Annotated in this window: 5 protein-coding genes and 1 pseudogene; 3 read left to right on the top strand and 3 right to left on the bottom strand. The window is 69.4% G+C overall.

The genetic code is table 11. The annotated features are described in order from the left end of the window. The first annotated feature begins 47 nt into the window (after window positions 1-47). Window positions 48-7421 (top strand): polymorphic toxin-type HINT domain-containing protein, encoded by a 7374-nt coding sequence (locus ACFVVL_RS19030; RefSeq protein WP_387676628.1) that lies wholly within the window; start codon window positions 48-50, stop codon window positions 7419-7421. A gap of 178 nt (window positions 7422-7599) precedes the next feature. Further along, on the top strand, window positions 7600-7989 hold the full coding sequence (locus tag ACFVVL_RS19025) for a DUF4265 domain-containing protein (RefSeq protein WP_387676626.1): 390 nt from the start codon (window positions 7600-7602) through the stop codon (window positions 7987-7989). Between the two features lie 157 nt (window positions 7990-8146). Here ACFVVL_RS19025 and ACFVVL_RS19020 read toward each other — a convergent pair whose 3' ends face one another. From ACFVVL_RS19020 to ACFVVL_RS19010, 3 genes and pseudogenes are all read right to left on the bottom strand, one after another. Beyond that, complete coding sequence (locus ACFVVL_RS19020; protein ID WP_387676623.1) at window positions 8147-9403, bottom strand: tyrosine-type recombinase/integrase; 1257 nt, start codon at window positions 9401-9403, stop codon at window positions 8147-8149. Then, window positions 9403-9551: pseudogene (locus tag ACFVVL_RS19015) on the bottom strand (DNA-binding protein). The gene ACFVVL_RS19020 and the pseudogene ACFVVL_RS19015 overlap by 1 nt, the downstream one beginning before the upstream one ends. Before the next feature lie 35 nt (window positions 9552-9586). Next, window positions 9587-11299: a replication initiator gene (locus tag ACFVVL_RS19010; RefSeq protein WP_387676620.1), complete on the bottom strand. Its 1713-nt coding sequence runs from the start codon at window positions 11297-11299 to the stop codon at window positions 9587-9589. A 352-nt stretch (window positions 11300-11651) separates the two neighbouring features. Here ACFVVL_RS19010 and ACFVVL_RS19005 point away from each other — a divergent pair, with 352 nt between their 5' ends. After that, window positions 11652-12038: a winged helix-turn-helix domain-containing protein gene (locus ACFVVL_RS19005; RefSeq protein ID WP_387676617.1), complete on the top strand. Its 387-nt coding sequence runs from the start codon at window positions 11652-11654 to the stop codon at window positions 12036-12038. Window positions 12039-12245 lie beyond the last annotated feature (207 nt).

Raw genomic sequence — 12245 nt, 5'->3', positions numbered from 1 at the left:
GATCAACTTGCCGTGTCCCCGGGCGCGGTCACCAACGGAGGGTGACGGTGCTCTCTCACCGTGCTCGCTCGGCCCGCATTCGGGCCGCCAAGCTGCGACGCTCGCGAACCGCCCTGCTCAGCACCCTGGCCGTCGTCGCCTCGCTGGTGGTGCCGGCCGGGGGAGTGGCCTTCGCCGCGGCCCCGGACTACCGACGCGTCTGGTCGCCGCCGAACACGCCCCTGTCCGGCACCGCCTCGGTCACCGGCAAGGACGCCCCTGCTCCGGCGCCCGCCGCCAAGGCCGCCCCGGCCAGGCCCGCCGAGGACAGGAGCGGTAGGAGCGCCCCCGCCGGCACGGCGACGGTCGACCTCGCGCCGACGCCGGCCCCCACCGCCGAAGCGGGCGCCGCGCGTTCCGACGGCAGCGCCACCCCGCCTCGGGAACCGGCCGCAGCAGCACCCGCTGCGAAGGCCGGCGATCTCCCGGTGTGGCTGTCCTCCATAGCCGACGGCGGCAATCCGCGGCCCGAACTGCGGGCCGACACCACCAGTGGCCAGGAGAAGAGCCCGAAGGTCAACGTCACGGTCGCCGACGCCGCCACCGTCAAGGCCGCCGGCGTCAGCGGCGCCCTCCTCGCGCTCTCCCTCGCCGACCAGCACCCCGCGACCACCACGCGCGTCAGCCTCGACCCCGTCCAACTCGCCCCCGCCTACGGCGGCGACTGGGCGAGCCGCGCGACCCTCGTCGAACTTCCCGCCTGCGCGCTGACCAGCCCAGATGCTCAGCAGTGCCGCACCCGCACTCCCGTCCCCTCGCACTACGACCCGCAGACCAACAGGCTCGTCGCCGACGTCGACCTGCCCGCTGCCACGCCCACCACCTCACTGTTCGCGAAGAACCCCAGCGCTCCCGCGCAGGACTCCGCCACCACCGCGCCGGCGACCGTCCTCGCCCTGCAGGGAACGCCCGGCGGCGCCGCCGGCACCTACAGCGCCACCAACCTGAACCCCAGTCAGGGCTGGTCGGCCGGCGGCTCCTCCGGAGCCTTCAGCTACAGCTACCCCGTCCAGATGTCCCCGAGCCTGGGCGGTGGCGTCCCGCAGATCGGCCTGTCCTACGACTCCGCTTCCGTGGACGGCAAGACCTCCGCGACCAACTCCCAGGCTTCCTGGATCGGCGAGGGCTGGGACCTGGGCTCCGGCTTCGTCGAGCGCTCCTTCCAGTCCTGCTCCAAGGCCGGCATCGACAATTCCGGCGACCAGTGCTGGGCCGGCGCCAACCTGACCCTGTCCCTCGCGGGCCACTCCGGTCAGCTCGTCCCCGACGACGGCACCTGCGACACCACCGACCCGCGCAACGAACTGTCCAGGTGCACCTGGCGACTGCAGTCCGACGACGGCACCAAGGTCCAGTTCCTGACCGGTGCCGACAACGGCACCTGGAACGGCTCCTACCTCAAGGTCACCGACACCGCCGGCACCGCGTACTACTTCGGCCTCAACCACCTCCCCTCCGCCCAGGGCGCCCCCACCAGCACCGGCCCCGAGACCCGCTCCGCCTGGACCGTCCCGGTCTTCTCCCCCAAACCCGGTGACCCCTGCTACGACCCCGCCAAGGGCAACGCCTCCTGGTGCCGCACCGCCTGGCGCTGGAACCTCGACCACATTGTCGATCCCCACGGCAACCTCACCACCTTCACCTACGCCCCCGAGACCAACCACTACGCCCTCGGGGCGGGCCAGAACCACGGCAACGGCACGAACACCCCCTACACCCGCGCCGGCACCCTGCAGTCCATCGCCTACGGCCAGCTCCTGTCCGACCAGCTCGCCGCCAATGGCACCCACCCCAGTGCCTCCCAGGTCCTCTTCGACACCGCCGAGCGCTGCCTCGTGGGCAGCTGCAAGCCCGACGATCGCATCCCCGCGAACGCCGGGAACTGGCCCGACGTCCCCCTCGACCAGCAGTGCTCCGCCACCGACCCCTGTGCCAACGCGGGCCCCAGCTACTGGACCACCCGCTGGCTCACCACCATCACCACCAAGGTCCGCGTCAACGGCGAGTACCGACCCGTCGACATCTACCAGCTGACCCACACCCTCGAAGACCCCCACGACACCAGCACCAACCCCAGCACCCCTTCCGCCGTCAAGCCCCTCATCCCCTGGCTCGCCTCCATCCAGCGCACCGGCCACAGCGTCGGCCAGGCCGACGTCACCCTGGAACCCGTCACCTTCGACGCCGTCCTCCTGCGCAACCGCGTCGACGGAACCGTCCCCGCGCGTTCCGAGTTCTACCGCCCCCGTATCGCGGCCATCACCACCGAGACCGGCGGCGCCATCCGCGTCGAGTACATCCGCCAGTCCTGCTCCCGTGTCGCCAACACCATGCCGGCCGCCCCGGACAACAACACGCTGGCCTGCTACAACGTCAAGTGGAACGAGCCCAACACCCACGCGCTCGTCGACGACTGGTTCCTGCGCTACCCCGTCGGCACCGTCACCGTCGACCCGCGTGACTTCGTCAGGGGCTCGATCGGCCAGAGCACCACCTACACCTACGGCCCCGCCGCCTGGCACCGCAACGACGCCGACGGCATCGACACCGACTACCGCACCTGGGACCAGTTCCGCGGCTTCGCCTCCGTCACCGCCGTCACCGGCGCGCCCAACCTCCCGCAGGACCCCCAGACCAAGACCGCCACCTACTACCACCAGGGAATGCACGGCGACTACGACGCCGCCGGCAACCCCCGCAACCGCACCGTCCAGGGCCCCACCAGCGGCCCGGTCATCGACCACGACTGGCTCGCCGGTCAGGTCCTCGAATCCGACACCTACGCCGATGCCGCCGCCGGCACCCCCGTCGCCAGCAGCGTCAACACCAGCGCCAACCCCGGCACCCCCGACGACGCCCCCCAGACGACCGCCACCCACAGCCGCGGCCCCGGCCTGCCGGCCCTCAAGGCGCGCTACGCCGCGCCCCGGCAGGGCACCGTGACCGCCAAGGCCAAGAAGGCCGACGGGAGCTGGCGTGCCACGACGGACACCACCTTCGCCGACGCGAACCTGCCCTACCTTCCCGGGAAGGTCCTCCAGCAGGCCGACGGCACCCCCGACGTGTGCGTGCGCACCACCTACGCCACCAGCCAGACCTCCCCGATCACCAACGCCGTCGCCGAGACGTACACCATCTCCGGCACCGACGCCTGCAACGCCGCCCCCACGGCCGCGAACACCGTCTCCGCCGGCCGCACGCTCTACGACAACCAGCCCTTCGGCAGCGTCGGCGCGACCGCGTCCGCCACGGGCCTCCAGGTGCTGGAGAAGTACGACGCCAACGGCACCGCCCAGTGGACCACCACCGGAACCAGCGCCTACGACGCCTACGGCCGCCCCACCACCGTCACCGACCCCACGACCACCGACACCGCCCACCCCGACGGCGCCGCCACCACCACCCTCTACACCCCCGCTGCGCCGGGCGAACTGCCCAACAAGAACACCGTCATCGCCCCCGCCCCGGCCGGCACCCCCGAAGCGGCCACCGGCTGGACCTCCACCGTCGCCCTCGACCCGACCCGCTCGCTGCCGCTGACCACCACCGACGCCAACGGCCGCACCGTCACCCAGACCTACGACGCCCTGGGCCGCCTCAAGGCGGTCTGGCAGGCCGGGCGTACCACCGCCGATCCGGCCGACTACAGGTTCACCTACCAACTGCGCAACAACGGCCCGTCCTCCATCACCACCGAGACGCTGCGCGCCGATAAGACCTACGAGAAGTCCGTCCAGATCCTGGACGCGCTCGCCCGCGTCGTGCAGACGCAGAGAGACCCGGCGATCTCCGCCTACGCGGGCCGCCTGATCACCGACACCTTCTACGACACCCACGGCCGCCCGGCCGCTGCCAACAACACGTACTACAACAGCCTCAACCCGCCGAGCACCACACGCTTCGAACCCGACAACGCCAAGGTCCCCAGCCAGACCCGCAATATCTACGACGGCATGGGCCGCGTGATCGCCGCCCAGTCCCTCGCCTACGGCGTCCTGCAGAACACCACCGCGACCTCCTACCCCGGCGCCGACCGTATCGACGTCACCCCGCCGCCGGGCGGCCGGGCCACCACCACCGTCAGCGACTCGCGCGGACGCACCCTGCAGCTGTGGCAGTACCGCACGCCCGCACCGACCGGTAACCCCGCCGACGCGGACGTCACCTCCTACGCCTACTCCCAGCTCGGCACCGAGACCTCCCGCACCGACGCGGCCGGCAACACCTGGACCTACGCCTACGACCAGCGCGGGCGGCGCACCAGCACCAGCGACCCCGACGCCGGCACCAGCACCGTCACCTACGACAGCGCCGGGCGCGTGGCCACCACCACCGACGCCCGCGGCCAGTCCATCGTCTCCACCTACGACCTGCTCGGCCGGCGCACCGGTACCTACAAGGACTCCGTCGCCCCGGCCAACCGGCTCACCGGCAACACCTACGACACCGTGGCCAAGGGCAAACCCGCCACCTCCACCCGCTACGTCGGCGGCCAGAGCGGCGCGGCCTACACCACCGCGGTCACCGCGGTGGACACCGCCTACCGGCCCACCAAGTCCACCGTCACCATCCCCGGCAGCGAGGTCGACCAGAGCAACCCGCTCACCTTCACCTACCAGGCCGTCTACAACCCGATCACCGGTGCGCCGACCAAGCAGTCCCTGCCGGCGGTGGGCGACCTCTTCGCCGAGGTGGTGACCTACAACTACGAGGCCTACGGCCTCCTGCACGACATCGGCGGACTCGGCGGCATCGCCTACGACGTCCAGTCCGACTACGACGCCTACGGCCGCACCATCCGCTCCACGATGAACCCGTACGGCACCCAGATCGTCACCACCAACAGCTACGACGAATCCACCGGCCGTCCGATCAGCCAGTTCGTCGACAAGCAGACCGCCACTACCGGCTCGGTCCAGCACACCACCTACGCCTACAACCAGGTCGGCCGGATCACGGCGATCCGCTCCATCCCCAACAACACCCCGTCCGCCACCGACCTGCAGTGCTTCAGCTACGACTACCTCGGGCGCCTCACCACGGCGTGGAGTGACACCGGGACCCTCTACCAGGAGCCCGACCCCGCCGTCGGCGGCCAGGGCCGCTGCTACAACGCCACGCCCACCAGCGGCGCCCAGGCCCCGGCTGCCACCACGGTGGGCGGCTCCGCCCCCTACTGGCAGAGCTACCAGTACGACCTCACCGGCAACCGTACCGGCATGGTCGCCCACAATCCCGGCGGCGACACCTCCAAGGACGTCACCACCACCCAGACCTTCCCGGCCCCCGGGACCCGCAACACGCCGACCAGCAACCCCGGCACCGGCGGCGGCACCGGCGGCCCGCACGCCCTGCTCACCTCCACCAACCGCGTCGGCGCCAACACGCCGACCACCAGCACCACCCAGTACGACGCGGCCGGCCACACCACCGCCGTCACCGACACCGCCGGCACCACCACGCTCACCTGGAACGGCGAGGACCGCCTCGAATCCGTCGCCAGCACCAGCGCCGGCACCACCACCTACGTCTACGACGCCGACGGCAACCAGCTGATCCGCCGCAACCCCGGCAAGACCACCATCAACCTCGCCAACGGCGACGAACTCGTCTACAACACCGTCACCAAGGCACTCACCGCCTCCCGCTACTACTCCATCCCCGGCGGCATCACCCTGGTGCGCCAGGGTGGCAACGAGCTCAGCTACCAGTTCGCCGACCACCACGGCACCAACGGCCTGGCCATCAACGCCAGAACCCTTGCCGAGAGCCGCCGCCCCACCGATCCCTTCGGCAGCCCCCGCGGAACCCAGCCCTCCATCTGGGCCGGCGACCACGGCTTCGTCAACGGCACCAAGGACGACGTCACCGGCCTCACCAACCTCGGCGCCCGCCAGTACCAGCCCACCACCGGCCGCTTCCTCAGCCTCGACCCCGTCCTCGACGCCGGCGACCCCCAACAGTGGAACGGCTACGCCTACTCAGAGAACGACCCGGTCAACAAGTCCGACCCCAGCGGCCTGATTTCCCTGGAGTGCCGAGGTTACCGGTGCGGCCCGATGTTTCTCGGAGACGACAGCACCCCTGCCCCGTCCCCTTCCTTCCGCTCCGATGCAGGTACGGCCAGTACTAGCAGTGGTGGTGGCGGCGGCAGTGACGGAGGCAAGACCTCCAACCAAGTGAATGCGAGCGCGAAGAAGGCCTCCGACGCGAAGGCCAAGGTTATGGACGTCGGCAAGAAGCTTGCCAAGATCGTCTCCGACGAACTGGGTATTACTGACGCCGTCAACTGTGTCACGACAGGCGATCTCGGAGCCTGCGGCGAAACCGCCCTCAACGTAGTGACCAGTATGTTCAGCGGCGGTCCCCTCACTAAGCTCCTTGCCAAGTACGCCTTCCGCTGGAACAAGGCCTACGAACTCGCCAAGACCCTCAAGACCCTCGCCAGTGAACTGTTCGACGGTCTCAAGACCTGGCGCCGCGAATCCAAGGCCGCCAAGGAAGCCGAAGACGCTGCAGCCGCCGCCTGCCCGCTTCCCATACGCGCACCCCACAGCTTCCCACCGACCACACCCGTTCTCCTCGCCGACGGCACGACCAAACCCATCGGCGACATCACCGCCGGCGACCAGGTCCTGGCCACCGATCCCCAGACCAACACCACCTCCGCCGAAACCGTCCTCAACACCATCGTCACCCCCGACGACACCCTCTTCACCGATCTCACCCTCACCACTGTCACGGGCTCCAGCACCCTCACCTCCACCCAGCACCACCCCTACTGGGACATCACCACTTCCCGCTGGACCCCGGCCGCAGACCTCCAGCCCGGCGACACCCTCCGCAGCGACGACGGCACCACCGTCACCGTCCAGTCCGTCCGCAACTACGACCTCCCCCCGACCGAGGCCCGCGACCTCACCGTCTCCAGCCTCCACACGTACTATGTGTTGGCCGGTACCACGCCGGTCCTAGTCCACAACATTAACCTCCCTAATCAGGGTGCATGCTCCATACCTGGACTATCTGTCCACGATATTCCAAGTGGGTCAAGCGGCGGGCCGGGTGCTTACCAGACCATCCCGACAAGCATGCGTGCAGAGTATGGCACTGGGGTACAGTGGCACCCGCCGCTCAACCAGGTATTGTGTTCATACTGTCGCACTAACATCGCGACGCCTATAGACCACGTGGAACCGCGGATCAACGGGGGAGATCTTACCGATGCGAATACCACACCTGCTTGCACATTCTGCAACAGCTCTAAGCGTGACAGGGTGGCCCCACTAAATCCGCCGCCGAACTACAGCGGTCTTTGGCCGCCTTCGTGGTGGCCAGCGAATATGCAGGCGACCGTACCGAATCCCAGAGTGATTCCATAGCTTGAATGCGGCGGGTCGCAGTGTGGCCCGCCGCTAGTCCATTTCCGGCTTAGTGGTGGAGGATATTTTGCAGGTCACGATTGACGGAGTTACGTATGTCAGCCACGAGACGCCTGCATGGAGGGGGGACAAGAACTACGTGGCCATGGCGTCTCTGGCCCCGTTCAATCTCCAGGGGATGTTCGAGCAACTTTGGCTTCGAGAGGCCGGCGAGGAGGGTGGCTATGAGGTTTGCTGCATCCCCTTCTATGCCTACGGTCTGGCACTAGGCGATGTGGTGGAGAAGGGCGAGTCGGAAACCGTTAAGCGGTTGATCAGGAAGTCGGGTCGTCGCGTCCTTCGGGTTCTATTTTCCGAGCCTCGCCCCTTGGCCGACAGCCGATCTGCATTGCGAGGGGCTGTGGGTTCTGCTGAGCTCTTGAGTGAGTGGAACGGCGATCGTTTTGTCGCGATTGATGTTCCAGATATTTCGGTGATGCAGCCGATCTTTGAATCTGTTCAGGGGGAAATCCAGAACGGAACGGCTTTCTGGGAATGGGGTGACTCCAGGGAGTTCATGGCCGTCTAGCGGGCGGCGAGTACCGATGCAGAGTCCATTTTTGCTCGCCAATCTCGGTAATTTCGATACCCGCTTTTAGAAGCCTAGCGAATTGTCCCAGGTTGGCCATAGGAGAGGGCCTCGCCGAATTCCTGGCGAGGCCCTTTGGAGCGTCTTGACGGCAACGTCAGCGGACGGGTTCTGCACTTGGCGGGTCGTCGGGGCTCGCGGCGGCTCGGAGTGCGTCGCCGAGGGTGTCGATGGCTTGGCGCTGGAGGCGGAGTCGGACGTGGGCGTAGACGGCGGCGGTGACGCCGATGTGGGCGTGGCCGAGGAGTTCCTTGATCACGACGAGTTCGACGCCCTGTTCGAGGAGCAGGGTCGCGGCGGTGTGTCGGAGATCGTGAAACCGGATGCGGCGGAGCCTGGCTGCCCGGCACAGCGCGGTGAAGTGCCGGGTCAGGGTCGACGGGTCGGTAGGTGAGCCGTCGGACGCGGTGAAGACGAAGCCGCTGTCCGTCCAGCCCTCGCCGGCGGCCTCGCGCTCCCGGCCCCGCCGCTCGCGGTGGTGCTTGAGCGCGTGGATGCATTCGGTGGGGAGGGCGATGCGGCGTTCGGAGCTGACGGTCTTGGTGGGCAGGGCGGTCAGGCCGCCGGTGGGGGTGCGCTGGAGGGTGCGGCGGATGCTGGCCGTGCCGCCGTCGAGGTCGAGATCCTCCCAGCGCAGGCCGAGGAGTTCGCCCTTGCGCAGTCCGGTGCGGAGTGCGAGGTCGAACAGGGCCTGCAGTCGGTGACCTTCGACGGAGGCGAGGAACCGGCGGGCCTCGGAGACGGTGAGCGGTTCGAAGCGCCGGGGCCTGGGGGTTCCGGTCTTGATGTTGCGGGCGACGTTGCGCGGGAGTTCGTCTTCGCGGACGGCGTGCTCCAGTGCGGACTTGAGGACGGAGTGCACGTAGGTGACGGTGAGCGGGGACAGGCGCTTGCCGCAGCACTGGCCGACCGTGCAGCAGCGCTGCTGCTTGTCGAGCCTGCGGGAGCAGCACTGGCAGGTGATGCGGAGCCGGTCGAGCCAGGTGCGGATGTCCTTGGCGGTGAGGTGGGCGATCTTCTTCCGGCCGAGGCCGGGTATGACGTAGAGGCGGACGCAGGCGGCGTAGCGGGTGTGGGTGTTCTCGCGGAGGCGGTGGAAGGCGACGCTGTCCAGCCAGTACGTGAGGTACGTGGCCACGGTGCTGTCGGCTGCGGCGACAGGTCGGCCCTGGTTGCTGGCGGCGATGCGCTCGGTGAGTTTGACGGCGGCTTCCTTGCGGGTGGTGCCGTAGACGCGGACACGTTTGCGGGTGCCGTCGGTGGCGAGGACGTAGCCGGCGGCTTCCCAACGGCCGTCCTTGCGCTGGTAGATGGTGCCTTCGCCGTTGGCGCGGCTCTTGCGGGGTGTGGTCATCAGGCTGCTTCCTGTTCGAGTCGGGTGCGGATGAAGTCGGTGAGGGCGTGGGCGGGGATGCGTCGGGCTCGGCCGAGGGTGAGGGAGGCGAGTTGCCGGTGCGGAGGAGGTCGTAGACGGCGGTGCGGCCGAGTTGGAGGCGTTCCATGACCTGGGGGACGGTGAGGAGTTCGGTGGCGGCGGTCACGCAACTGCTCCCGTCCGGACGGTCCTCACCGGGCGACCGACCGGCTGACCGGCGCAGTGACCGGGTTGTAGCGGCCGCCGGAATCGGTTCGGGCCCTTGCGATGAGCCGTCCGCCTCTCGGCGAGGAGTTCGGAGAGGTGGGCGAGTTCGGGCAGCAGGCCTGTGCCGGCGTACTGCCAGTGGGAGATGACCAGCGTCGAGCCCGAGTCCCCGCGCTGACCGGTGCTGTCGCGGTGACCGGCCAAGTGGCCGGGGTGCTGACCGTGACCGGATCGGTGGCCGGTGGTCGGGTTGGTGGAGTGACCGGGCCGGTCACCGACTGGAGGGCCGTCGGTCACCTGACCGGACTGCGGCTCGGCCGATGCAGAGGCCGCCTCCGGCGCGTCGGACCGGCTGGTTCGCCAGGCGGTGCGTTCGGCGCGGAGGTGGGTGAGGGTGGTGGAGTAGTGGCGGGTGCGGGTGGAGAAGTGGCCTCGGAAGCCGAGCATGTGGGCCCATTGCCGCAGGCGGAGGTGGGCGTGCTGGGGCTGGGTGCCGAGGTGCCAGGCGGTGTGGATCATGCGGCGGGCGTGGTCGGTGAGGTCGTACTGGGCGAGTTCGGCCAGGAAGCGCAGTCGGCGGTCGAGAGTGCCGGTGGTGGTCTCGGCGCCCTTGGTGGCGTACTTGGCGATGTAGGCGGCGACGTGCCGGTCGGTGACGGGGGCCTCGCCGGTGAAGTCGGTACTGCGGATCGCGCGGACGTCGATCTGCCGCCCGAACCGGAACATCGAGGGCTCCGGCGGCTGTGCCCGGTCGGCCTCCCCGGACGTGGTGGGGTGCTCGTGGTGGACGCGGGTGCGGTTGGCGGCTGCGCGGATGGCGTTGTCGAGGAGTTCGGTGGTGGCCCAGGTGGGTGGGGTGCTGGTGGGGCCGGTGGGTCCGTCGATGCGGATGACGGTGTGGAAGTGGATCTGGCCGCGCTTTTGGTATTCGGCGACCTTGGCGTAGGAGAGCGTGGCGTGGTGGCGCAGGGTGCGCTGGGTCAGTCCGGCGGCCTTGGCGATCTCGCGGCGCAGGTGGGTGGTGAAGCGTGCCCACAGAGCGGGCGCGTGGGCGTTCCACAGCACCGCACCGGTGTAGTCGTACCGCTGCGGGTTCAGCGGGGTGCCCAGGAGCGGATCGCCGTCGGCGTGCCGGGTGCCGCAGGCGCAAGGGGTGGTACCGGGTTGGTTGTGGACGGGGCCGAAGCCGGGGGCAGTGAGCGTGGCGAACACGCGGGGATGGGTGGCAACGCTGGTGGGGACGGTCTTGCCGCCGCGTAGTCCGGCGGCGATGAGCTGGTAGGTGTCGTAGCGGTAGAGGGTGGAGCAGGCAGGGCAGCGGGTGGTGCGGCGATTGCCACACCGCAGCAGGAGTTCGCCGGCGGACAGGTGGCGGCTTTCGAGGTGGTCAAGGATCTGGCCGGTGGTGGTGTCCAGGCGGGTGCGGTGCCCGGTCATGCGGATCGGGCGGGCGCAACCGCCCAGTGAGCCGATCTGCCGGGCCAGGGGTGCGAGGTATCCGGCGGCGGCGAGCTTGGCCAGCCTGGCGGTCAGCCGCGCCCGACGTTCCAGCGCCGAGCCCCTGTGCTCGGATGTGTCGGCGCTGCTGGTGAGCGCCGGTGCGGCGAACGCCTCGTCGGCGGGACTGGAGGTGGTTGCGGGGCTGGGGAGTTGGAGCTGCGCGGGCATGGGGATAGACCTCCGGCAGGAGTCGGGAGAAGAGGAGAGGCGATTGATGGGCGACCCGGGTGATCGGCGCACGTGGGCACGGTGCGCGTGACGGCGGGCGCGGATGGTGGGCCGGGGACGTCTGGCCTGGTCAGCGGTGGTGTTCACCAGCGGTGCGTGAAAGTAGCATCGCTTCAAGCGCGCATTCAAGTGCATCCCTCCTCATCTATTTCGGTGGCCGGTGGGGACGCGAGTACTGTGGCCCCGGTCTTCCGTTTTGGACGGGCCGGATTTCGGTGGTAGTGGCGCAGAGAAGGCGGGGTGACCTGCGATGACGGTGGGGCGGCGGGGACGTAGACCGGCGGGCGGCACGGTGTTGCTGACGTTCGAGGTCATCGCCGAGGCCCTGCGGGAGCGGATCCGCTCCGGGGAGCTGAAGCCGGGGGACGCGCTGCCGACGCAGGCCGTGTTGATGGCGGAGTACGGGGCCTCCAGCCTGTCCGTGCAGAAGGCCATGGCCTTGCTGAAGCAGGACGGCTACGCGATTTCCCGTCCCGGCAAGGGAGCCTTCGTCGCCCACCCCGACGCCGACGCCGACACTGACTCAGGTGACGGGGAGGCGGGGCCCACGCCCGTCGGCGGGACGGCGGCGCGCGTCGAGGCACTGGAGCTGGCACTGACCGAGACGCTTGATCAGCTCACCGCTCTGCGTGCCCGCGTCGAAGCTCTTGAGGCGGGCGGCACCGAGCGAGGTTGCTGACCCGTCGGCCGCTGGACGGCCAGGGGCCGGGGTGCGTCCAGATTTTCTCTACGAGGTTCAAGGCGGGCCCCGCCCGCTGGAACCGGCCCGGCATCGCCGACCGACCCAGGGCCAGACCGGCCCCGAGGTCTTCACGGGTGTCGGCGGTCAGTGGTCTGCCAGGTCATGGCGGGGCTCGACTGGTGCCCGATGGGAGCAAGTTGTGGG

Source organism: Kitasatospora sp. NPDC058115 (assembly GCF_042884635.1).
Lineage (GTDB): Bacteria > Actinomycetota > Actinomycetes > Streptomycetales > Streptomycetaceae > Kitasatospora.
This window is presented reverse-complemented; position numbering and strand designations above follow the sequence as displayed.